At 67.8% G+C, this 22,146-nt stretch carries 19 protein-coding genes; 7 read left to right on the top strand and 12 right to left on the bottom strand.

All coding sequences use genetic code 11. The features are described from left to right. Positions 1-27 precede the first annotated feature (27 nt). Complete coding sequence (locus HQ308_RS12745; protein ID WP_222646590.1) at positions 28-762, top strand: SIMPL domain-containing protein; 735 nt, start codon at positions 28-30, stop codon at positions 760-762. Between the two features lie 19 nt (positions 763-781). Here HQ308_RS12745 and HQ308_RS12740 read toward each other — a convergent pair whose 3' ends face one another. Continuing rightward, positions 782-2,440 carry an FAD-binding dehydrogenase gene (locus HQ308_RS12740; RefSeq protein WP_222646589.1) on the bottom strand — a complete coding sequence of 553 codons (1,659 nt, stop codon included), beginning with the start codon at positions 2,438-2,440 and terminating at the stop codon, positions 782-784. A 64-nt stretch (positions 2,441-2,504) separates the two neighbouring features. Between HQ308_RS12740 and HQ308_RS12735 the strand changes: the two genes are divergently transcribed. Beyond that, positions 2,505-3,125: a TetR/AcrR family transcriptional regulator gene (locus HQ308_RS12735; protein ID WP_222646588.1), complete on the top strand. Its 621-nt coding sequence runs from the start codon at positions 2,505-2,507 to the stop codon at positions 3,123-3,125. Between the two features lie 12 nt (positions 3,126-3,137). Here HQ308_RS12735 and HQ308_RS12730 read toward each other — a convergent pair whose 3' ends face one another. Then, the gene (locus tag HQ308_RS12730; RefSeq protein ID WP_222627893.1) at positions 3,138-3,719 is read right to left on the bottom strand and encodes a helix-turn-helix domain-containing protein; all 582 of its coding nucleotides are present in this window, start codon (positions 3,717-3,719) and stop codon (positions 3,138-3,140) included. A gap of 65 nt (positions 3,720-3,784) precedes the next feature. On the opposite strand from HQ308_RS12730, the gene HQ308_RS12725 reads away from it, so the two are divergent. Next, positions 3,785-5,347, top strand: a complete 1,563-nt coding sequence (locus tag HQ308_RS12725) for a bifunctional NAD(P)/FAD-dependent oxidoreductase/class I SAM-dependent methyltransferase (RefSeq protein WP_222646587.1) — start codon at positions 3,785-3,787, stop codon at positions 5,345-5,347. A 9-nt stretch (positions 5,348-5,356) separates the two neighbouring features. Beyond that, positions 5,357-5,665 (top strand): 2-oxoadipate dioxygenase/decarboxylase family protein, encoded by a 309-nt coding sequence (locus HQ308_RS12720; protein WP_222646586.1) that lies wholly within the window; start codon positions 5,357-5,359, stop codon positions 5,663-5,665. Here the strand turns inward: HQ308_RS12720 and HQ308_RS12715 are convergent. The 3 genes from HQ308_RS12715 to HQ308_RS12705 all read right to left on the bottom strand — a co-directional run bounded on the left by HQ308_RS12715 (position 5,645) and on the right by HQ308_RS12705 (position 8,425). Next, entirely contained in the window at positions 5,645-6,382 is a 738-nt protein-coding gene (locus tag HQ308_RS12715; protein WP_027504308.1) for a DUF2334 domain-containing protein, read from the bottom strand. The genes HQ308_RS12720 and HQ308_RS12715 overlap by 21 nt on opposite strands. A 61-nt stretch (positions 6,383-6,443) precedes the next feature. After that, on the bottom strand, positions 6,444-6,944 hold the full coding sequence (locus tag HQ308_RS12710; RefSeq protein WP_027504309.1) for a glutathione peroxidase: 501 nt from the start codon (positions 6,942-6,944) through the stop codon (positions 6,444-6,446). Between the two features lie 95 nt (positions 6,945-7,039). Then, a complete protein-coding gene (locus HQ308_RS12705; RefSeq protein WP_222627095.1) occupies positions 7,040-8,425 on the bottom strand; it encodes a cation:dicarboxylate symporter family transporter in 1,386 nt (461 codons plus the stop codon). A 157-nt stretch (positions 8,426-8,582) separates the two neighbouring features. Between HQ308_RS12705 and HQ308_RS12700 the strand changes: the two genes are divergently transcribed. Together HQ308_RS12700 and HQ308_RS12695 are read left to right on the top strand one after the other, a co-directional pair. Then, a complete protein-coding gene (locus tag HQ308_RS12700; RefSeq protein WP_308115773.1) occupies positions 8,583-10,136 on the top strand; it encodes a sensor histidine kinase in 1,554 nt (517 codons plus the stop codon). Continuing rightward, positions 10,129-10,848 carry a response regulator gene (locus HQ308_RS12695; RefSeq protein WP_037184018.1) on the top strand — a complete coding sequence of 240 codons (720 nt, stop codon included), beginning with the start codon at positions 10,129-10,131 and terminating at the stop codon, positions 10,846-10,848. Before HQ308_RS12700 ends, HQ308_RS12695 begins: the two co-directional genes overlap by 8 nt. A 1-nt stretch (position 10,849) precedes the next feature. Here HQ308_RS12695 and HQ308_RS12690 read toward each other — a convergent pair whose 3' ends face one another. The 3 genes from HQ308_RS12690 to HQ308_RS12680 are packed head-to-tail and all read right to left on the bottom strand — an operon-like array spanning position 10,850 to position 14,848. Beyond that, positions 10,850-11,743 (bottom strand): alpha/beta hydrolase, encoded by an 894-nt coding sequence (locus HQ308_RS12690; RefSeq protein WP_222646584.1) that lies wholly within the window; start codon positions 11,741-11,743, stop codon positions 10,850-10,852. Between the two features lie 49 nt (positions 11,744-11,792). Further along, positions 11,793-13,958: a S9 family peptidase gene (locus tag HQ308_RS12685; RefSeq protein ID WP_222627903.1), complete on the bottom strand. Its 2,166-nt coding sequence runs from the start codon at positions 13,956-13,958 to the stop codon at positions 11,793-11,795. Positions 13,959-13,963: 5 nt separating this feature from the next. After that, positions 13,964-14,848: a phosphoribosylaminoimidazolesuccinocarboxamide synthase gene (locus HQ308_RS12680; RefSeq protein ID WP_222641085.1), complete on the bottom strand. Its 885-nt coding sequence runs from the start codon at positions 14,846-14,848 to the stop codon at positions 13,964-13,966. A gap of 99 nt (positions 14,849-14,947) precedes the next feature. Between HQ308_RS12680 and HQ308_RS12675 the strand changes: the two genes are divergently transcribed. After that, on the top strand, positions 14,948-16,363 hold the full coding sequence (locus HQ308_RS12675; RefSeq protein ID WP_308115567.1) for an MDR family MFS transporter: 1,416 nt from the start codon (positions 14,948-14,950) through the stop codon (positions 16,361-16,363). Here HQ308_RS12675 and HQ308_RS12670 read toward each other — a convergent pair. The 4 genes from HQ308_RS12670 to purB all read right to left on the bottom strand — a co-directional run bounded on the left by HQ308_RS12670 (position 16,360) and on the right by purB (position 22,103). Continuing rightward, positions 16,360-17,277 (bottom strand): siderophore-interacting protein, encoded by a 918-nt coding sequence (locus tag HQ308_RS12670; protein ID WP_222646583.1) that lies wholly within the window; start codon positions 17,275-17,277, stop codon positions 16,360-16,362. The two genes, HQ308_RS12675 and HQ308_RS12670, sit on opposite strands and share 4 nt — an antisense overlap. Before the next feature lie 134 nt (positions 17,278-17,411). Continuing rightward, a complete protein-coding gene (locus HQ308_RS12665) occupies positions 17,412-19,283 on the bottom strand; it encodes a DUF4012 domain-containing protein (RefSeq protein ID WP_222646582.1) in 1,872 nt (623 codons plus the stop codon). An 8-nt stretch (positions 19,284-19,291) separates the two neighbouring features. Next, complete coding sequence (locus HQ308_RS12660) at positions 19,292-20,614, bottom strand: UDP-glucose/GDP-mannose dehydrogenase family protein (protein ID WP_222646581.1); 1,323 nt, start codon at positions 20,612-20,614, stop codon at positions 19,292-19,294. A gap of 67 nt (positions 20,615-20,681) precedes the next feature. Next, positions 20,682-22,103, bottom strand: a complete 1,422-nt coding sequence (purB, locus tag HQ308_RS12655; RefSeq protein ID WP_222646580.1) for an adenylosuccinate lyase — start codon at positions 22,101-22,103, stop codon at positions 20,682-20,684. Positions 22,104-22,146 lie beyond the last annotated feature (43 nt).

Raw genomic sequence — 22,146 nt, 5'->3', positions numbered from 1 at the left:
TCCCGGACCGTCGTGGACACTGACCCGATGACGTGGACCAGGAGTACCTCGAAGGTCATCGGATCTGCCGCCCTGCTGGCCGTCGTGGCGGCGACCGCGGCATGCGGGACCGGGGAGTCCGGTGCGTCGGCCACCGACACACCGCCGGGGATCTCCGTGTCCGGGGTCGGCGAGATCCAGGGCACCCCGGACACTCTCACCGCTCAGATCGGTGTCGAGACGACGGCGGACGACGTGACGACGGCGATCGACGAGGCGAACACCGCGGTGACTGCGGTGACCGAAGCGATCGCCGCTGCCGGAGTGGACCGCGCGGACATCCAGACCCGCCAGGTGTCCATCGACCCGCAGTATGCCGACGGGTTCGGGGGCGGAACCTCCACGATCTCCGGCTACCGGGCGTCGAACATCCTCGGTGTGACCGTGCGCGACCTGTCGCGAGCGTCGGCGGTGCTGGGCGACGCCACCCGCGCAGGTGGGAACGCGACACGAGTGTCCGGCGTGACCTTCCGCATCGACGACGATTCCGACCTCATCGCCGACGCTCGGTCACGGGCATTCGCGGATGCTCGCGACCGAGCCGAGCAGTACGCGTCCCTGGCCGGAAGCGATCTCGGCAAGGTCCTGTCGATCACCGAGAACATCACCGGCCAGGAGTCGGCGCCGAGCTTCGACAGAAGTTCCGCCTCGTCCGCGGTGCCGATCGAGCCGGGGCAGCAGACCGTCAGCGTCTCGGTGAACGTGCAGTGGGCGCTGGGATGACTCCCCGGCTGCAGTACACCTAGCGCCGCAGGGCGCGTCCCGCGGCACGTCCGGAGAAGATGCACCCCCCGAGGAATGTGCCTTCGAGCGAGCGGTACCCGTGCACACCGCCGCCACCGAAGCCGGCGACCTCGCCGGCCGCGTAGAGCCCCGGGAACGGCGTGCCGTCGGCTCGGAGCACCCGGGAGTTCAGGTCGGTCTGCAACCCGCCCAGCGACTTTCGCGTCAGAAGGTGCAACTTGACGGCGATCAGCGGACCCGCTGCGGCACGCCCGGTCTCGTCGAGCAGCTTGTGCGGTGTGGCGATGCGCGCCAGGCGATCGCCTCGGTAGTTGCGCGCCGCGTGGATCGCCGAGACCGAGAGGTCCTTGCTGAAGTCGTTGTCCATCTCACGATCTCGCGCGACGACCAACTTCTCCACGTCCGCGGCGTCGAGCGTGACGTCACCGATCTTGTTCATACCGGCGACCAGTTCGGCCACCGTGTCGGCGACGACGAAGTCGACGCCCTTCTGCTTGAAGGCCTCGACGGGGCCGGGTGCGCCGGGACGGACTCGCTCGAGAAGCTTGCGCAGATCGCGGCCGGTGAGATCCGGATTCTGCTCCTGACCGGAGAGTCCGAACTCCTTCTCGATGATCTTCTGATCGAGGAAGAACCACGTGTAGTCGTGTCCCGTCGACACGATGTGTTCGAGAGTGCCGAGCGTGTCGAAGCCGGGGAACAGCGGCGCCGGTAGCTGCTGACCCGACGCGTCGAGCCACAGCGACGACGGACCCGGCAGGATGCGGATGCCGTGGTTCGGCCACACGGAGTCCCAGTTGGTGATGCCCTCCGTGTAGTGCCACATGCGGTCCTCGTTGATGATGTTCCCGCCCGCGGCACGCGAGATCTCCAGCATCCGACCGTCGACGTGCGCCGGTACGCCCGAGAGCATGTGAGAAGGGGTGCGGCCCATGCGCTTCGGCCAGTTCTTCTGCACCAGATCCCAGTTGCCGCCGATGCCGCCGGAGGTCACCAGCACCGCGCCGGCCTGGATCTCGAAGTCCCCCACCACGGTGCGGGACGACGTCACGCCGCGGGCGACGTCGGTCGGCTCCAGGACGGCGCCGCGTACACCGGTCGCGACACCGTCGGTCACCACCACCTCGTCGACCCGGTGCCGGAAGGCGGGGATCACGCTGCCGCGGTCGATACCGTCTCGCACGATGCGTTCGAAGATCTCCACCAGTCCCGGCCCGGTACCCCAGGTGAGATGGAACCGCGGCACGGAGTTGCCGTGGCCGGTGGGGCCGTAGCCGCCGCGTTCGGCCCACCCGACGACCGGGAAGATCTTCCAGCCGCGCTCGCGCAACCAGGAGCGCTTCTCCCCCGCCGCGAACGCGACGTAGGCCTCGGCCCACTGCCGTGGCCACGCGTCCTCGGGCCGGTCGAATCCGGCGGACCCCAGCCAGTCCTGCAGGGCGAGTTCGTACGAGTCCTTGACGCCGAGCCGACGCTGCTCGGGACTGTCCACCAGGAAGAGGCCACCGAACGACCAGAACGCCTGCCCGCCCAGATTCGCCTCGTTCTCCTGGTCGAGCAGGATCACGCGCTTGCCGGCCGCCACCAGTTCCGCGGTCGCGACCAGACCCGCGAGACCTGCACCGACCACGACGACATCGCACTCTCGTATCCCCATGAGCTCACCGTATACGGCGATCCGCGTTTTCGATACCGCCGGTATCGAGCGGTACTCTTCCCGAGTGAGCACCCCCGACCCGAACATCACCGAGCCGACCACGCGCCCCCCTCGCAGCGAGGTTCGCGAGCGGATCATCGCGTCCGCGATGACGGAGTTCGGCCGACGCGGGTACGCCGACGCCACGCTCGACGCCATCGCCGAGCAGGCCGGGTTCACCAAGGGCGCGGTCTACTCGAATTTCGGTTCCAAGGAGGGGCTGTTCTACGAGCTGATGGACCGGCAGGTGCTCGGTCGGGCGCGGATGTCGGTCGACCTGCTCGCCGAGCTCCCCTCCAACCTGCGCGAAGCCCAGCGGGTGCTGAGTACCCGTCTCACGGAGGCGATCTCGAACAATCGCGACTGGCATCTGCTGTTCATGGACTACTGGTCGAGGGCCCTTCGCGATCCCGAGGTGGGTGCCCGCTTCGCCGAGCACAGGGCGCAGCTCCGGGCGGCGGTCACCGACGCCGTCGTCAGCGTCACCGAGAGCTCCGGAGCGACGTTGCACGTTCCCGCGGAGTGGGTCACGTTCGTCATCCTGGCGCTCAGCAACGGTCTGGCCGTCGAGGAACTCGCCCAGCCGGGCATCGTGCCCCCGCAACTGATGGGCGAGGTCGTCGGGCGCCTCCTGCACATCCCGTGACCACGAAGGTCCTCAGCGCCCCGAATACGTCGCCTTCACGTGCATCCGTTCGCCCTGCGGTCCGAAGATTCCCAGGTACTCGACGGGCCGGCGGTCGGCGCTGCCGAACCAGTGCGGAAGGTGGGTGTCGAATTCGGCCACCTCACCCGGACCCAGCACCAGGTCCTTGTCGCCCAGGATGAGTCGTAGCTTCCCGTTCAGCACGTAGATCCAGTGATAACCCTCGTGAGACCCCAACCGCGGGTTCTCCTCGTAGCGATCTCCGGGGACGATCTGCTTGAACGCCTGCAACCCGCCCGCCCGGCGCGTCAGCGGGACGACGGTGACGCCGTTCGTCGTGACTGGCGTGAACTGCACCCGCGGATCTCCGGTCTCGGGGGCGTCGACGATGTCGTCCAGGGGAACGTCGTACACCTTGGCCAACGGCAGCAACAGCTCGAGGCTGGGCTTGCGTTGCCCCGATTCGAGCCGGGAGAGCGTGCTCACCGGGATGCCCGTGCGTTCGGACACCGCGGCCAGGGTCACGTCCGCCGCGACGCGGAGAGCGCGCAGGCGCGGACCGATCGCACTGATCACACCGTCGAAGTCGTCCATACCTCGTATTGCAGTTTCGGCAAATATGTTTGTCAAATCCGCAGACTCGGGCGCACAGTGTCCGCATGACCTCACACCACCACGTCGACGCCGACGTCATCGTCCTCGGCGGCGGGTCCGCCGGACTGTCCGCCGCACTCATGCTCGGCCGTGCCCGTAGGCGAGTCCTGGTTCTGGACAACGGAACTCCTCGCAACGCACCCGCGTCACACATGCACGGCGTGCTGGGTCGGGACCACACCTCGCCGCTCGACTACCTGAAGAACGGCCGAGCCGACCTCGAGCGATACGACGTCACGATCGTCGACGCCACGGTCACCGCACTCGGCGGTCACGTCGGGCACTTCTCCGCGACCACGGACGACGGACGCGCCTTCTCGGCGCGGCGCATCGTGGTGACGACCGGACTCACCGATCTGCTCCCGCCCGTCGACGGTCTGGCGGAACGCTGGGGTCGGGACGTCGTGCAGTGCCCCTACTGCGACGGGTGGGAGATCCAGGATCACCGCATCGGCGTCCTGAGCACCGGGCCGTTCAGCATCCATCACGCCTCGATGTGGCGGCAGTGGACAGAGAACCTGACCTTCTTCACCGACGGCGGACCTCTGGCGGACGAGGATCGCGAGAAATTCACCGCGCGCGGCATCGAGATCGTCGAGCAGAAGGTCACCTCGGTGCTCACCGGGGAGGATCGCCTCCGTGCGGTCGGGTTGGCCGACGGGACCGAGGTCGCGGTCGACGCTCTCGCCGTGGGACTGCGCTTCACCGCTCGCAGTGAACTTCTCGGGTCGCTCGGCCTCACCACAGTGCCGCACGCGACCGGACTCGGCGACGTCGTCGAGGTCGATTCCTTCGGTGCCACCACCGTGGCGGGAGTGTGGGCGGCGGGCAACGTCACCGACCCTTCGGCCACGGTCATCGCCTCCACCGCACAGGGAGCCCTCGCCGGCGCTCACGTCAACGCGAACCTCATCGCCGAGGAGTTCGACCAGGCGGTCCAGGCAGGGCGCCCCCGTCCGGCGTTGGACGGGCACTTCTGGGACGAGTTGTACCGGGAGTCGGACAAGCGGTGGAGCGGCAATCCCAACCCGACACTGGTCCAGTACGCGGAGCACCTCTCCCCCGGGCGCGCCGTCGACGTCGGATCGGGTGAGGGCGCCGACGCCGTGTGGCTGGCGGAACGCGGCTGGACCGTCACCGGCGTCGACATCTCCGAGGTGGCCGTCGAGCGGGCACGCGGACTGCACGACGGTGTGACGTGGCTGGCCAGGGACCTGCTGACCGACCCGCTGCCGCCGCACTCCACGGATCTGCTGACGCTGCACTACTTCGGCATCCTGCAGGACGACTCGACCGCCGGACTCGCGCGACTGGTCGACACCGTCGCGCCCGGCGGCACGCTGCTCATGGTCGGCCACACCCCCTCGCCGGGCCATCGATGGGCCGGATTCGACCCGTCGGACTTCCACAGCCCCCGCTCCGTCGCCGAGTCCCTCGACCCCGCCGAGTGGACCGTCACGGTCGACGAGACACGTCCACGACTGGTGGAGGCAGCACCCGGAACCCCCCACGTCTCCGACGACATCCTGGTGGCCGTCCGGGTGCCGGAACGGGTCGGACAGCGATAGCGTCGTCGCATGATCCCGGCGTCCGATCTCCGCGCTCGTTTCGCAGTCGCCCTCTCGGCGATGTACGGCCGTGAGGTCCCGGCGTACACGACGCTGGTGGAGGTGGCGACCGCGGTGAACGCGGACGTGGTGGCCCGCGAGGGTGCCGAGGCCGAGCGCCTCGGCACCCTCACCTCGGACGGCGCCGTGGACACCGATGCCGAGGGAACGAACTGGTCGGCGGAGTCCCTGTCCGAGGCCCTCGGGATGCCGATCGCGGATCCCTACGACCTGTACGACGCGCAGGTTGCGGCCGGGTCAGGCGACAGCGGTGCGTGAGCGCGGAACCCACTCGTAGCGGGCCGACGTCGCACCGTGGAAGCGCGCCAGGTCCACCGCGTCGAGCATGGCGGCACGGGGGCCCGGACGGCCGAGCTGCTTGGCGCTCACCGACAGTCGCACCACGCCGCCGCGGCGAGCCGTACGGCCGGCACCCATGACGAGCGCGCGGCACCACCACGGTTCCGTGGACCCGGGCTCCCAGACGTAGCCACCGGATCCGGTGCCGAAGCCCTCACCGATACCGTGGACCCGACCGCGCACCGTGGTTCCCCGCTCGAGGTCCTGGATGCCGGCGAGCCCGGCGAAGACGCGGAACCCGACCGTGGGAAGGGCGGACACCGCACCCGGTGAGGCGACCCAGCGGGGCGGTGCGAACACGCGGGTGCGCATGCCGATCTCCTCCATGACCCGGTCCGCGGCGCGCAACCGCAGCTGCGCCTCGTGAGCCGGGAGGGTCGCGAACTCGGCACGACGCCGCTTGGTGGCCGCCTGGTCGTATCCGTGCAGGACCAGTGCGTCTCCGTGATCGCGGCGCATGCGCAGCCAGTCCTGCGTCTCGGTGTCGCGCGTGAGGCGGTACTTGTCCTTCAACCGCGGGGCCACGAGAAGCGACAATTCGATGTCGCGGCGATCCATCTCCGCGGCGAACTCGGCGGCGGCGTCGCGGGTCTCGTCGCGGATACCGGACACGGACACGATCAGACGTGCACTCATGAAGAAACCGTCGCACACCGAGGTGTACGACGGTCTCGTCCCGCGTGAACGCCGGGCGACGTCAGAGAGTCGGAACGGGCAGCACCTTGTCGATCGCCGCGAGAACCTCGGGGGCGTCCGGTTCGGTGCGGGGGCGGAATCGGCCCACGACCTCGCCGTCCGGCGAGACGAGGAACTTCTCGAAGTTCCACTGCACGTCTCCCGCGTTCCCCTCGGAGTCCGCGGTCTGCGTCAGGATCTCGTAGAGCGGGTGCCTGTTCTCGCCGTTGACGTCGACCTTCTCCATCAGCGGGAAGGTGACGTCGTACGTCGTGGAGCAGAACGTCTCGATCTCCTCGGCCGAGCCGGGCTCCTGGCCACCGAACTGGTTGCAGGGAACGCCCACGACCGAGAGTCCGCGGTCCGCGTACTCGCGGGCCAGCTTCTCGAGCGTCGTGTACTGCGGGGTCAGGCCACACTTCGAGGCGACGTTGACCACGAGCACCGCGCGGCCGCTGTACTCCTCGAGCGAGGTGGGAGCGCCGCCGAGAGTGCTGATGCCGACGTTCTGCAGTTCTGTCATGGGCTCACAGTACCGGCCGGTAACCCGTGAGCACGAGAGCGGGCGCACCCTCCCTGTGTGGAGGATGCGCCCGCTCTCGGTCGGTGCGCGCGGTGCTAGTTCTTCACGAGGTCGGGCTTGGCCTCCGGATCGCGGGCCTCTCCGTGTCCGTCGTCCACCATCGTGGTCTCGTCGAACGGGAGCTTGCCACCGAGGACGTCCTTGACGCGCTCGTTGTCGATGGTCTTCGTCCAGGTGCCGACCAGCATCGTGGCGACGGCGTTGCCCGAGAAGTTGGTGACGGCGCGAGCCTCGGACATGAACCGGTCGATGCCGACGATGAGGCCGATGCCGTCGAGCAGCTCGGGGCGGTGGCTCTGCAGACCACCGGCGAGCGTGGCGAGTCCGGCGCCGGAGACGCCGGCCGCGCCCTTGCTGGCGATGATCATGAAGACGAGCAGCGAGATCTGCTCGCCGAGTCCGAGCGGGTTGCCCATGGCGTCGGCGATGAAGATCGAGGCCATCGTCAGGTAGATCGCGGTGCCGTCGAGGTTGAAGGAGTAGCCGGTGGGGACGACGACGCCGACCGTGGTGCGCTGCACTCCGACGTGCTCCATCTTGGCGATGAGGCGCGGCAGGGCCGACTCGGAGGACGAGGTGGCGACGATGAGCAGGTACTCACGGGCCAGGTACTTGACCAGCTTGAAGATCGAGACGCCGGAGACGAAGCGCAGGATCGTGCCGAGGATGCCGAAGACGAAGATGGTGCAGGTCAGGTAGAAGGCCAGCATGAGGGTGGCCAGCTGGACCACGGCCTCGAAGCCGGTGTCACCGACGACCTTGGCGATGGCGCCGAAGGCACCGATCGGGGCGAGCCACAGGATGCCGGCCAGGATGCGGAAGACGAGCTTCTGGATCGAGCCGATGCCGCGGAGGATGCCCTCACCCTGCTTGCCCATGGCCTGCAGGCCGAAGCCGACGAGCAGCGCGACGAAGAGGGTCTGCAGCACGCTGCCCTCGGTGAGCGACGACAGCAGCGACGTCGGGATGATTCCCTGGATGAAGTCGAGCGTGCCGCCGGCACCTTCCGCGGTCTCGACGAGCTTGCCGACAGCGCCGGAGTTCGGCTCGATGTTCAGGCCGGTTCCCGGCTGGATCAGGTTGCCGACCACCATGCCGATGGCGAGGGCGAAGGTGGACATCGTGATGAAGTAACCGAGGGCGAGGCCGCCGACCTTGCCGACGCTGGCCGCGGCCTTGACCGACCCGATGCCGAGCACGATGGTGCAGAAGATGACCGGGCTGATCATCATCTTGATCAGATCGACGAACATGGTGCCCAGCACGCCGAGGCTCGACCCGACCTCGGGTGCGACGAGACCGACGATGACACCGCCGATCACGGCGATGATCACGGCGATGTAGAGCCAGTGGGTCTTGTCCCGCTTCTTCTTGGGCGGCGGGGTCGCGTCGTACGGTTCGGCGTCGATGCTGGCGGTCATGGTTGTCCTTACGATCGTGGCGTGAGGTGGATCACGCTTGTCTGAATGGAATGGTGGTCCATGAGCGTGACCCGAGTCACCAATGAGTTCATTTCGTTCATGTGTACAGCGGTCACGCGCACGTCGTGAGCAGAACAGTCGAACCCGGAGGAACCCCGTGAGCAGCACGAACACCCGGCGTCGCCGCAGTGTGGCGCGGCAGCTCCTCGTCGGCCAGCTCGCGGTCGTGGTGCTCCTCGTGACGCTCGGCGGCGCTCTCGCCCTCGTCGACGCCCGCCGGGACAGCGACGAGAGCATCCGCCGGGAGGTCGTCGACATCGCCGTCTCGATCGCGACTGCCCCGTCCACGGTGACCGCACTCGCGAGTGCGGATCCCACAGCCGCGCTGCAACCGGTGACCGAGCGCGTGCGCATCGCGACGGGGATGGACTTCATCGTCGTCATGTCGCCCGACCGCACGCGTTTCACCCACACCACCACCGAGCTGATCGGCGGGCAGTTCACGGGCACGATCGACCGGGCGCTCGTCGGCGAGACGTTCACCGAGACGTACCGCGGATCTCTGGGACCGTCGATCCGCGCCGTCACGCCCGTGCTCGACGACGGCCGCGTCGTGGGGCTCGTCTCCGCCGGGGTCACCCGCCAGAAGATCTCCAGTCAGTTCGTCGCCGGGCTCCCGGCAGTCCTCGGCATCATCGCGGCGGCACTCGGCGTGGCCCTCGCGGCGTCGTATCTCCTGAATCGGCGGCTCAGTCGTCAGACCCTCGGGCTCGCGCCCGACGAGCTGCGCAGCATGTACGAGCACCACGACGCCGTCCTGCACTCCATCGGCGAGGGGCTGGTGGTGTGGGGCGACGACTCGGAGGCGGAGCTGGTCAACGACGAGGCGCGGCGGCTGCTGGACCTGCCCGAGGGTCCCGTGACGCGCGAGCGCCTTCCGGAATCGCTGCGCGGACTGGGCGACACCGCCGTTCGCGACGAGATGCACCTGACGACGACGCGTGTCCTCGTGGTGACCCAGGACCCCGTCCTGCACGGGTCCCGCCGGCTCGGCACGGTGACCGTGCTGCGCGATCACACCGAATTGCAGCGTGTCATGGGCGAACTCGACTCGATGACGTCCTTCGCCGAGTCGCTGCGCTCGCAAGCGCACGAGTCGGCGAACCGTCTCCACACCGTCATCACGATGGTCGAACTCGGCCGCACCGAGCAGGCGGTCGAGTTCGCCACCCAGGAACTCGAGCTGTCGCAGAACCTCATCGACCGGCTCATGAGCACGGTGCAGGAACCCGCGGTCGCAGCACTGTTGCTGGGCAAGGTGAGCCAGGCCGCCGAGCAGGGCGTCGAGCTCACGGTCACCGAGGACACCGCCCTCACCGACACCGAGTCCTTCGACCGACGCGAATTGGTCACTCTCGCCGGAAATTTGATAGACAATGCGATCGATGCAGCGAAGCAGTCGGACGAGCCGTGGGTGGAGGTGACCGTGCGCGAGAGCGAGACGGACCTCGTGATCCAGGTGGCGGACAGTGGACCGGGAATGGACGCGGACGCCCTGGCGAGAGCACGGACCCGCGGTTACTCCACCAAGTCCGGCTCGCGGGGCCTCGGTCTCGCGCTGGTCACCCAGGTGGTCGAACGCCATCACGGGACCCTGACGTCGGAGACGACCTACGGATCGGTCGTCACCGCGAGCATCCCGCATGAGTGAGGCACCCGGTCCCGACGACACCACCATCCGCGTGCTGATCGTCGAGGACGAACCCCTGATCGCGGAGGCCCATTCGAGCTACGTCGGTCGTGTCCCCGGCTTCACCGTGGGTGCGATGGTGCACACCGCGTCGGGCGCCATGCGCGCGGCGTCCAAGGCCATCGCCGACGGGTCGCCGTTCGATCTGGTCCTGCTCGACATCGGGCTGCCGGACGCCAACGGCATCGACGTCGCCGCCGCACTCGGTGGACTGCGCCCCGGACCCGACGTCATCGCCATCACCTCCGAGCGCGACCTCGCCGTCGTGCGCAACGCCGTCGCGCACGGGGTGGTGCTGTACCTGCTCAAGCCCTTCACCTTCGCGGCGTTCCGGGACAAGCTGGAACGGTACGGCGAGTTTCGCAGCGCCCTGCGCGACGGCGAGTCGGCGGTGAGTCAACGCGACATCGACCGCGCCATGGCCTCTCTGCGCACCGCGGACGAGCGCGCCGCCTCCCCCAAGGGCATCGCTCCGGCGACACTCACCGAGATCTCGAACAGCGTGCGGGCACAGCCCGAGGGACTCGGGGCCTCCGAGGCAGCCAAGGCCGTCGGCGTCTCCCGGGTGACGGCGTGGCGCTATCTCGAACGGCTCGCCGACGACGGGCTCGTCGAGCGGCACACCGAGTACGGCAGGGCCGGACGACCCCAGGTGCGGTACCGCTGGCGGTGAGTCAGCCCAGCGGGACCGTGCGCTCCAGGAACGCGATCTGATCGGCCACCACGTGCTCGAACGGGTCGCCGACATAGATTTCGAAGTGGCCGTACGGGTACACCTCGATCTGACCGCGAGGCGCCTTCGCCGCATGGCGCAGGGTCGCCTTCGTCGGTGCGACGGTGTCCGGATCGCACACGCAGAACAGCACCGGCGCGGTGATCTTCTTCGCCGCCCGGCCAGGGAAGTACCGGGTGATGGCGAGTGCGAAGCGAGCCGCCACCTCGTTGGAGAAGGCGGAACCGGGCGGCTGCAGACCGAGGTATCCGTCGAGCGCATCGGTGCTGGCCATCAGTGCGACACCACGGTGTTCCGCGGCGAGCGGCACCATCACGGGAGACTTGCCCCGGAGCGATCCGACGATGTCCCGGACGGCGAGCGGGGTGATCCTGAGCGTCGTGCTCAGCGGCGTGGCCAGGGCCGACGCGAGCCCGTCGGTGAACGGGCACTGGGAGATCACCGCGGCGACCCGACCGTCCCGAGCTGCGGCCTCGAGGACGTGGCCACCACCGAACGAGGAACCCCACAGCACCACTCGGGTCGGATCGATCCCGTCGATCGTGCGGGCGTGCGCGATTGCCGACGCCCAGTCCTCTAGTTGGAGCCTGATGTCGAGGAGCTGCCGTGGCTCGCCGCCACTGGCGCCGAAGTGGCGGTAGTCGAACACCAGGCACGCGTATCCGGCAGCAGTGAAGCGCTCGGCGTACGCGTCGAGCCGCATCTCGCGGACACCGCCCAGACCGTGGGCCAGGACGACGATCGGCTGCCGCTCGCTCGGTGTGTCCGGACGGTACAGCCACGCCGCACAGGTGGCGTCCCCGGACACGAACTCGACATCACGACGTTCACTCACTGCGGCCCCCGACCGTCATTCGCTGCAGTCCACCCCCCGGCGAACGCCGTCAGCTTGCCGTATCGCGGCCACCCGTGGCAATCGCACCCGTGCGTTCGATCACCCACGCGTACTCGAAGGCGATCTCCTTCCACTTCTCGTATCGCCCGCTGACCCCGCCGTGCCCGGCACTCATCTCGGTCTTCAGCAGAATCGGCTCGCTGCCGGTGTTCTTCACCCGCAGAGCGGCGATCCACTTCGCGGGTTCGACGTAGAGCACGCGCGTGTCGTTGATCGAGGTGATGGCCAGGACGGCCGGATAGTCCTTCTCCGCCACGTTCTCGTACGGGCTGTACGACTTCATGTAGTCGTAGACGTCCTTGTCCTCCAGCGGATTTCCCCACTCGTCCCACTCGATCACCGTGAGCGGCAGCGACGGGTCGAGAATGGACGTGAGCGGATCCACGAAGGGCACGTTGGCGAGGATGCCCGCGAACAGTTCGGGTGCGAGGTTGGCCACCGCTCCCATGAGGAGCCCGCCCGCGCTGCCACCGTCGGCCACCAGACGATCGGGAGACGTCACCCCGGTGTCGATCAGATGCCGTGCGCACGAGACGAAGTCGGTGAACGTGTTCTTCTTGTGCAGCATCTTGCCGTCCTCGTACCAGAGGCGGCCCATCTCCCCGCCGCCGCGCACGTGCGCGATGACGAACACGATGCCCCGATCGAGCAGGGACAGTCTCGACACCGAGAAGCCCGGGTCCATGCTCGCCTCGTACGAGCCGTACCCGTACAGCAACGTCGGCGCGCCGCCCTCGGACACCTCGACGTCGACGCGCTTGATTACCGAGAGCGGCACTCGCGTGCCGTCCTCCGCCGTCGCCCACTCCCTGGTCTGGGTGTACCGCGTCGGGTCGAAATCGCCGAGCACCGGCTGCGACTTGCGCAGGATGCGCTCGCCAGAGGCCAGGTCGTAGTCGTAGACGCGCGAGGGCGTGATGAACGAGGTGTAGCCGAAACGCAGCAGCGGTGCGTCCCACTCCGGATTCGAGCCGAGACCCACCGAGAACAGTTCCTCGTCGAACTCGAGCTCGTGACGCTCGCCGTAGCCGTTGTCGAGCAGTGGCCACAAGGCCATGCGCGGCACGGCTTCCCGGCGGTACGACAGCACCAGGTGGTGCGCGAACGCGTCGACGTCCTCGAGCCGCACGTCGTCGGCGTGCTCCAGGAGAATCGTCATGTCCGACGGGTCCTCCACCGGCGCGTCGGCCAGGACGAAGTTCTCCGCCTTCACTCCGTCGACGACGTCGTTGTGCAGGATCAGGAACCGGTCGCGGCCGGCGACCACGGCGTGCTCCGCGCTGTACTCGACGCCGTCCCTGCGCGGCAGGATCACGTGGAACTCGCCCGTCGGATCCTGCGCGTCGAGGTACCAGCCCTCGGTGGTGACCTTCGACCCCACCCAGATCACGAGGTACTTCTCGCTGCGCGTGGATCCGAAACTGACCCAGTAGGACTCGTCCGGCTCGTGGAAGACCACCACGTCCTCGGACGTGGGCGACCCGATCCGGTGTCGCCACACCTTGTCCGGACGCCACGAGTCGTCCACGGTCTGATAGAAGAGGTACTGCTGATCGGCGGACCAGGTCGCTCCGGGAGCGGTCTGCTCGATCTCGTCCGGGAACAGCTCTCCGGTACGAAGATCCTTGATGCGCAACGTGTACCGCTCGTCGCCGGCGGTGTCGACGGAGTACGCGAGCAGGTGTCCGTCGTCGCTCAGGGAGAATGCGCCGAGCGAGAAGAAATCGTGTCCTTCTGCCAGCACGTTGGCGTCGAGGACGATCTCCTCGCCGGGGACCTCGACACCCGGTTCGAGCGCGGGCGGCGTCCAGTCGTCCACCGAGGCGACCGGGCAGCGGCACTGCATGCCGTAACTCTTGCCCTCCAGCGTGCGCCCGTAGTACCACCAGAGTCCGCGGCGCGTGGGCACCGACAGATCGGTCTCCTGTGTGCGCGACTTGATCTCGTCGAAGATCGCCGTGCGCAGCGGCTCCAGGTGGGCCGTCTGTGCCTCGGTGTAGGCGTTCTCCGCCTCGAGGTACGCGACGACCTCGGGATCCGACTTCTCCCGCAACCACTCGTACGGGTCGACGACGACGTCACCGTGGTGGGTGCGCGTGTGCGGAACGGTCTTGGCGATCGGTGGTGTCGTCTGCTGTGCATCGTGCGTCTGCATGTCGGTCACGGTCGTACCCAATCGTCGAAGGAGAGACCCGAGAGTCGTTCGTACGCCTCGACGTAACGCGACCGGGTGCGGTCGGCGATGTCGTCGGGCAGCGGCGGGGGCGGTGCGTCGCCGTGGCGGTCCCATCCGGACTCACCGGTCAGCCAGTCCCGGACGAACTGCTTGTCGAAACTCGGCTGCGCCTGCCCCTCGGTGTAGCCGTCGAGCGGCCAGTACCGGGACGAGTCGGGAGTCAGCACCTCGTCGGCGAGGACCACCTCGCCGTCTTCGTCGACACCGAACTCGAACTTGGTGTCGGCGAGGATGATTCCGCGTCCGGCGGCGAACTCCGCGGCGCGCGCGTAGATGTCGAGCGTCGCCGAGCGCAGCTTGTCCGCCGTGTCGGCTCCGACCAGGGCGACCACGGAATCGAAGTCGATGTTCTCGTCGTGATCGCCGATCGCCGCCTTGCTGGCGGGGGTGAAGATCGGCTCCGGGAGCTTGCTCGCCTCGGTGAGACCGTCCGGGAGCGGAACGCCGCACACCGCACCCGTCTCCCGATAGTCGAGCAGCCCGGACCCGGTGAGGTAGCCACGGGCGACACACTCGACCGGTGCCATGCGCAGCGCGCGCACCACCAGCGCGCGGCCGAGCACCTCCTGCGGGATCCGCGGATCCTCCGCGTCTCCGGCGAGGTGATCTCGCACGCCGAGAGTGTCGAAGAAGAACACGCTCATCGCGGTGAGCACGCGACCCTTGTCAGGAATGGGCGTCGACAGCACGTGGTCGTACGCGGAGATGCGGTCGCTCGCCACCAGGAGCAGATGGTCGTCGTCGATGCGATACAGGTCGCGGACCTTGCCGGCCGCCAGATGGGGATACTGCGAGAGAGAGGGGCGCACGACGTTCGAGCGTAGTCGTGCCGCGCATCGCGGTGGTGGCGGTGTCTGGCAGTGTTCGGAGGGACCCTCGGTACCGAGGCGAACGAAGGAGCGTGGCGGGTGACGACGACGGACAGGGTGCAGGTCGGATTCCGGTCCGAACGAGGCCCGATCCTGGCGGCGCTGATGCTCTGCAACTCGCTCGTCGCCCTCGACTCGACGATCATCGCCACGTCCGTCCTCACCATCGTCGACGATTTGGGCGGCTTCTCCCAGTTCCCGTGGCTCTTCTCGATCTACCTGCTCGCACAGGCCGTCACCGTGCCGGTCTACGGCAAGCTGGCGGATCTCTTCGGCCGCAAGCGTCTCGTCCTGTTCGGCATCGCCGTCTTCGCGATCGGCTCGGTGCTGTGCGGGATTGCCTGGAGCATGCCCGCCCTCATCGTCGCCCGGGCGATCCAGGGCATCGGCGCGGGCGCGATCCAACCGATGGTGCAGACGATCGCCGGCGACATCTACACCGTGCGCGAGCGCGCGAAGGCGCAGGGCTACCTGGCCAGCGTGTGGGCGATGTCGTCCATCGTGGGTCCCAGTCTCGGCGGCATCTTCTCCGAGTTCCTGTCGTGGCGCTGGATCTTCTTCGTCAACATCCCGCTGTGCCTGGTCGCGGCGGTGATGCTGATCCGCAAGTTCGACGAGACGGCGAGGCCGTCGACGCGGCAGAGCATCGACTACGTCGGCGCCGCGCTGCTCACCGTCGGCGCGGGCGCCCTCATCCTCGGGCTGCTCGAGGGTGGTCAGTCGTGGGCGTGGACGTCGGGAGCGAGTGTCGCGGTCTTCGCCGTCGGAGTGGCCGGGCTCGCCGCCTTCGTGCTCGTCGAGAGACGCGTCGCGTCCCCCGTGCTGCCACTGTGGGTGCTGACGCGTCGCGTCCTGGTCGCCACGAGCGCCGTGGGCGCCGTCATCGGCGCCGTCGTGCTCACGCTCACCACGTACGTCCCGACGTTCGTCCAGGGCGTACTGGGGCTGAGCGCACTGGCGGGCGGCTTCACCCTCGCACCGCTCCTGCTGTCGTGGCCGCTGATGTCGTCACAGTCGGGTCGGGTGTATCTGCGCATCGGGTTCCGGCGCACCGCGGTCATCGGTGGGTCGATCGTCACGGCCGGTTCGCTGCTCACACTGGGATGGACCACGACGTCGTCGGTGTGGGAGATCTGCGTCGGATGCCTCGTGATCGGAGCCGGGATGGGGCTGATCGCGGGCCCTGCGCTCATCGCGGCGCAGTCGAGTGTCGACTGGTCCGAGCGCGGAGTGGTCACCTCCACCAACACGTTCGCCCGCAACCTCGGCAGCGCCGTCGGCATCGCGGTGTGCGGGGCCATCGTCAATGCCACTGTCGGGGACGACGCATCGCCGGCCGAACTCGGCGACGGTCTGCACATCGTGTTCTACACGGTGATCGGCGGAGCGGTCCTGCTGCTGATCGCCGCGCTCGCGATGCCCGGTGGCCGTATCGCCGATCCCGAGAAGAGCTAGAGGCCGACGCGCTCGAGGAGTGCCTCGAACTCGTCCTGCGCCTGCGCTTCCGACTTGCCCTCGCGCAGAGCGCGCTTGTAGCCCGCGAGTGCCATCGCCTCGTACCGCTTGTAGGAGGCCAGCCACTCCTCGGCGCGCTCGCGCCAGTATCCGATGACCGAGCACTCACGGGTGCTCATGCCCCACTGCTTGCGCACGTGGGAGCGCACCGCGCGGGACGCGCCCGCCTCACCGGCGAACCACACGTATCCGGAGCCCGCGGGACGCTCGTACGACGCGACCGCATCGGGGAGAACACTCGGCATCACACCGTTGCCGGTACCCACGCGCCAGTCGACGGTGACGTCCGCCGCCGTGTCGAACGACTGGATGTCGGCGGGGTCGAGGACCTCGAGCACGACGTGGGTCCGCAGCCCGGCAGGTGCCTGCTCGAGTGCTCGGGCGATGGCCGGCAGACCCGTCTGGTCCGCCACGAGCAGTTGCCACGCGGCGTCCTCGGGACACCGGTACCAGGAGCGGGGGCGCGAGAGGACGACGCTGTGGCCAGGGCGCGCCAGCCGCGCCCAGTTCGACGCGACGCCGCTCTCGTGCAGGACGAAGTCGATGGTCAGCGTGTCGTCGTCGCGCATGCGGACGGTGTAGTTGCGGCACTCCGGCCGCGTCGCCGCGTCGTGGTAGCCCCACACGCCCTTACAGCAGGTCATCGGCGGCAGGACGTCGTCGACGGCGGACGGGAAGTACACGGTCACGCACTCGTCCGGTGCCTCGACGCCGACGTACCGTTCCACCCACGGGCCGCCGAGAACGATGCGCACCATGCTGGGTGAGATCGCCGTCGTGGACAGCACCGACGCCGGATAGAAGCCGGGTTCCGCATCGAGCGTCGCGGCGTCGAGCTCGAACGCTGTCGACATCGGACCTCCTCGCCTGCGGCACGCTCGGGGGATCGAGCGACTGTAAGGCGAGCCTAACCATGCCTGGCGTGGAGTGCAATGGGGCCGGTCACAGACAGCTGTGACCAGCGCGTCACGATCTCACGAGAGCCGCGTCAGGATCCCGAGCAGTCCGGCACGTCGACGGTGGCGGTGCCGAGGAGCGTCGCAGGCTGGAGCGGCACCCGCGCAGCACCCGGCGCCGTCGGCTCCACGAGGTCGAGGACGAGGGTCTTGGTCTGCCCCGGCTCGACGACGAGGGGCGTGTAGAACACCGGGTGATTCCGCTCCTGAGCCGTCAGCAAGAACACTTGCTGTCCGTCGATACTCGCTTTCGACAAGACGGAACCTGTCGTGGTGAAAACAGACAGCACTGATCGATTGGTTCCCGGCGGGCCTTCGTACGCGGTCGTCTCGTTCTGTCGGCCCGCGATGTATCTCGGGTAATCCTGCGGTGGTGCAGTGTTGGTGACACTCACAGAGATCGTCGATGCCCTTGTCTCGCCTTGGCATGACGACGCGGAATAGGTGATGTCGCGCTCCAGGTAATAATCCAATTTGCCGCCCGCCCCGTTGTTCACCACCGCCGATGCGAACGGAGCCGGATCGTCCGGCACTTCGTGGGCGATCTTCGTACCGGACAGAACGGACTGTATGGCGGGATCCGCGCTCCACACGGCAGTGTGACCCTCGCTGACTCCTCGTCCGATGGCGTCGAGGAGCTTCGCGGGATTACTTATCTTGCCCTCCACCTTCGAGAAGACGCGGGCTGCGATCTGCTGCAGGTACTCCTTGCGTGCGGCGTTGTCGTCTGCGAAACGGAAATACGCCTCCGACTGGGTCAGGTCCACCACGTTGTCTGCGGTGACCTGTTCGCCGTCGGCGAGCGTCACGGGGCCGACGACACCAAGAATGTAGCTCAGCGCCACTGGGTCCGTCGCCAGTACGCCGTCGACGGACTGACCGGACTCCTGTTGCCAGATCGACCGAAGAATCTCACCCGTGTACGGGAAATGAGGACTGACGTTGGCATTCTGCCAGTTAGACGTCGCGTCGTATTGGTTCCCATAGTTCTTGGCGAAATCTGGGCCCAGGTCGATGGGATCGTAATTGCGCCGCAATTCATTGTTCTTCGCGAGTTCGTCCAGCTCAATCTTTCCCCGGTCGGCATCGATGATGGCGAATCCACCCATCAGCCCACCGGTACCACGCGATTCCGCGTTCGTCTGAAAGGCCAAGAAGTAACTCTTGGGCGCATTCTCGCCGAGCATGTCCGGGAGGATCTTCGATGCGAGACTGGTATTGGTCAGGAGTCCTGACAGGTCGTCCAGCTGTGCTTTCAACGAGTCGCCGGCCTCGGTGACCTGGGGCAGGTAGCTCTCGGTGTCGATGGACTCGGCACGATCGTTCAACTCGCCGGCCGACACCGACACCTGCTCCAGCGTCGGCGATGCATCGCGGAGGGCACCCAGGTCGATCGTGCCGTCGTCCGCGCGCAGTTCACTCGGGTTCAGGACGGCACCGACTTCGACGGCGGGCTGCAGGACCTCGGTCGTGAGGTCGTGGACGAGCCCGGTGAGGGGCCCCACGACCTCGAGTGGGGAGCCGACGCCAGGGATAGCGGCGACGGCTTTCCAGATGGGCGACTCGGTGGCGTCCAGCGCATCCGACGACGCCGCGGTGGCGTCCGCGACGTGCTCGCGGCCTTCGTCCGCGTTGCCGGCCAGGATCGCCGACCGCGCCGCGAGCGCGTCGTCGCGCGCCGAGCTCAGTCCCTTGTACGCAGTGAAGACGGTCCATCCGAACCATGCGACGAGCCCCAGTAGCACGATGACGACAACCCATACCCAGATCGGTACACGTCGCCGTCGTCGCACTGCCGTGGTTCCCTCGAGCTCAGTCGACACGAAATTCCTCTGCTCGTTCATGGATCGGGATTCGGGCAGAAGTGTATCAATCGTTTTACGGGCACGCGTGGCGTCGCGCATTCACCGGGTCACGGCCTGCCGAGTCCCCGATACAGCCATCCCGCGGACCGCCACACATTCACGTCGAGGCAATTGCGTCCGTCGATGATTCTGCGTTCTCGCACCACGCCCTCCAGATCGGCGGGAACCAGCTCGCGGAATTCACGCCATTCGGTGAGCACGAGTACCACGTCGGCCTTCGCGCACGCCTCCAGCGCAGAGCTCGCGTACCCCAGCGTGGGGAACAGCGCGCGTGAGTTGTCGTTGGCCTTCGGGTCGTACACGGTCACACCGGCACCCTGAAGTTGCAGTTGGCCAGCGACATTGAGTGCCGGTGAATCGCGGACGTCGTCGGAGTCGGGCTTGAAGGCTGCACCCAGCACCGCGACCTGAGCTCCCAGCAGAGTTCCCACGGTGTCGCGCACGACCTCGACCATGCCGGTGCGGCGACGCATGTTGATGTTGTCGACCTCGCGCAGGAACGTCAGCGCCTGATCGGCTCCCAGCTCACCGGCACGAGCCATGAATGCGCGGATGTCCTTCGGTAGGCAACCTCCGCCGAAACCGATCCCGGCGTTCAGAAACTTGCGCCCGATTCGATCGTCGTGACCGATTGCGTCGGCCAGAACGGTGATATCGGCGCCTGCCGCGTCACAGACCTCGGAAATAGCATTGATGAACGAGATCTTCGTTGCGAGAAATGCGTTGGCCGAGGTCTTGACCAATTCGGCGGTGGCCAGATCGGTCACGATGAAAGGGATTCCCTCGGCGAGCAGGGGCGCGTAGACCTCGCGCGCGACCTCCTCCGCGCGCCGAGGACGGTTCCGGTCGACCCCGAGCACCAGCCGGTCCGGGTGCAGCGTGTCCTCCACGGCGTGACCCTCGCGCAGGAACTCCGGGTTCCAGGCCACCTCGAGGTCCTCGCCTGCCGGCGAGAGCGCATGGGCCATCGTGCCGAGTCGCTCCGCCGTGCCCACGGGGACCGTGGACTTGCCGAAGAGGACAGCGGGTCCGGTGATCAGCGGTGCGAGGTTCTCCACCACGGAGTTCACGTACGTCACGTCAGCGGCGTACTCGCCCTTCTTCTGCGGCGTGCCCACCGCGAGGAAGAAGATGTCACCGAACGCTGCAGCGTCCGCGTACGACGCGGTGAAGCGCAGGCGGCCCGCTGCGATGTTGCGCTGCAACACTTCCTCGAGGCCGGGCTCCCAGAAGGGCACCTCCCCCGCCTCGAGCTTGGCCAGCTTGCTCGGGTCGACATCGACCCCGAGGACGTCGTGTCCGATCTCGGCCATGCACGCAGCGTGCGTGGCGCCCAGGTAACCCGTTCCGATGACGACAACTTTGCTCACATGACGAACCGTAGGGTCTGACGGCCGTCACTTCCACCGGGAGACCGCCCCGTCGTCACGGTTCACATCACAGAATGGGAGCCGGTGTGTACCGAGCCGCCTCCGGGTTCGCGTCGACCAGTGTCTGCACCGCGGCGACGACCGCAGCGACCTGCGCGTGCGCGGCGCCGATGAACGCCGACCGATCCGCCAGCGCCGTGTCGAGTGCCGCGCGGTCGAGCGGCAACCGCTCGTCGGCCGCGAGTCGGTCGAGGAGGTCCGGTTCCCTCCCCTGCTCCCGCATCGCGAGAGCGACGGCCACGGCATGCTCCTTGATGGCCTCGTGGGCTGTTTCCCGACCGACTCCCGCACGTACGGCGGCCATGAGCACCTTGGTCGTCGCCAGGAAGGGCAGATAGCGATCGAGCTCGCGGGCGATCACCGCGGGATAGGCACCGAACTCTGCGAGCACGGTCAGGAAGGTCTCCATCATCCCGTCGATGGCGAAGAATGCGTCCGGCAGCGCGACACGACGCACGACGGAACAGAAGACGTCGCCCTCGTTCCACTGTGCGCCGGCCAGCTCCGCGGCCATGGACCCGTAGCCGCGCAGAATCACCTGCAGGCCGTTGACGCGTTCGCAGGACCGGGTGTTCATCTTGTGCGGCATGGCCGACGAGCCCACCTGACCCGGCTGGAAACCCTCGGTCACCAGCTCGTGTCCGGCCATCAGGCGCACCGTGTGGGCGAAGGAGGACTGCGCCGCACCCACCTGCACCAGCGCCGACACCACGTCGTGGTCGAGGGAACGAGGGTAGACCTGGCCGACACTCGTGAAGACGTGGGCGAAACCGAGATGCTGCGCCACTGCGCGTTCGAGGGTCTCGAGCTTGTCGGCGTCGCCGCCGAGCAGATCGAGCATGTCCTGGGCCGTCCCCATCGGACCCTTGATGCCGCGCAGCGGGTACCGGTCGATCAGCTCCCGGAGCCGGGTCGACGCCACCATCAACTCGTCGGCAGCCGACGCGAACCGCTTGCCCAGCGTCGTGGCCTGCGCCGCGACGTTGTGGCTGCGGCCGGCCATGACCACCTCGGTGTTCTCGGCCGCGCGCTCGGCCAGACGCGCCGCGACAGCCACGCCGTGCCCGTACACGTGTTCCATCGACCGCAGGATCTGCAGCTGCTCGACGTTCTCCGTCAGATCGCGGCTGGTCAGACCCTTGTGCACGTGCTCGTGGCCGGCAAGGGCGTTGAACTCCTCGATCCGCGCCTTCACGTCGTGACGAGTGACCCGCTCTCGATCCGCGATCGACTCGAGATCGACCCGGTCGGCCACGCGCTCGTAGTCCGCGATGGCCTCCGCCGGGACGTCGACACCGAGATCGGCCTGCGCTCGCAGCACGGCGATCCACAGCTGACGCTCGAGCACGATCTTGTGCTCGGGTGACCACAGACGGGTCATGTCGGGACTGGCGTAACGGTGGGCGAGGACATTCGGGATACGGCTCACGAGCGGCCAGTTTACGGTCCCTCCACTGCGCGACCGTCCTCCG

It is taken from the genome of Rhodococcus sp. BP-241 (assembly GCF_019836145.1).
Lineage (GTDB): Bacteria > Actinomycetota > Actinomycetes > Mycobacteriales > Mycobacteriaceae > Rhodococcoides.
This window is presented reverse-complemented; position numbering and strand designations above follow the sequence as displayed.

What these genes read in the sequence shown, in the direction of transcription:
- HQ308_RS12710 (WP_027504309.1), bottom strand. Translation starts at nt 6,944, where the DNA reads ATGACAGAACTGCAGAACGTCGGCATCAGCACTCTCGGCGGCGCTCCC.
- HQ308_RS12720 (WP_222646586.1), top strand. Translation starts at nt 5,357, where the DNA reads ATGATCCCGGCGTCCGATCTCCGCGCTCGTTTCGCAGTCGCCCTCTCG.
- HQ308_RS12715 (WP_027504308.1), bottom strand. Translation starts at nt 6,382, where the DNA reads ATGAGTGCACGTCTGATCGTGTCCGTGTCCGGTATCCGCGACGAGACC.
- HQ308_RS12695 (WP_037184018.1), top strand. Translation starts at nt 10,129, where the DNA reads ATGAGTGAGGCACCCGGTCCCGACGACACCACCATCCGCGTGCTGATC.
- HQ308_RS12670 (WP_222646583.1), bottom strand. Translation starts at nt 17,277, where the DNA reads ATGTCGACAGCGTTCGAGCTCGACGCCGCGACGCTCGATGCGGAACCC.
- HQ308_RS12725 (WP_222646587.1), top strand. Translation starts at nt 3,785, where the DNA reads ATGACCTCACACCACCACGTCGACGCCGACGTCATCGTCCTCGGCGGC.
- HQ308_RS12730 (WP_222627893.1), bottom strand. Translation starts at nt 3,719, where the DNA reads ATGGACGACTTCGACGGTGTGATCAGTGCGATCGGTCCGCGCCTGCGC.
- HQ308_RS12705 (WP_222627095.1), bottom strand. Translation starts at nt 8,425, where the DNA reads ATGACCGCCAGCATCGACGCCGAACCGTACGACGCGACCCCGCCGCCC.
- HQ308_RS12685 (WP_222627903.1), bottom strand. Translation starts at nt 13,958, where the DNA reads ATGCAGACGCACGATGCACAGCAGACGACACCACCGATCGCCAAGACC.
- HQ308_RS12740 (WP_222646589.1), bottom strand. Translation starts at nt 2,440, where the DNA reads ATGGGGATACGAGAGTGCGATGTCGTCGTGGTCGGTGCAGGTCTCGCG.
- HQ308_RS12745 (WP_222646590.1), top strand. Translation starts at nt 28, where the DNA reads ATGACGTGGACCAGGAGTACCTCGAAGGTCATCGGATCTGCCGCCCTG.
- HQ308_RS12665 (WP_222646582.1), bottom strand. Translation starts at nt 19,283, where the DNA reads ATGCGCGACGCCACGCGTGCCCGTAAAACGATTGATACACTTCTGCCC.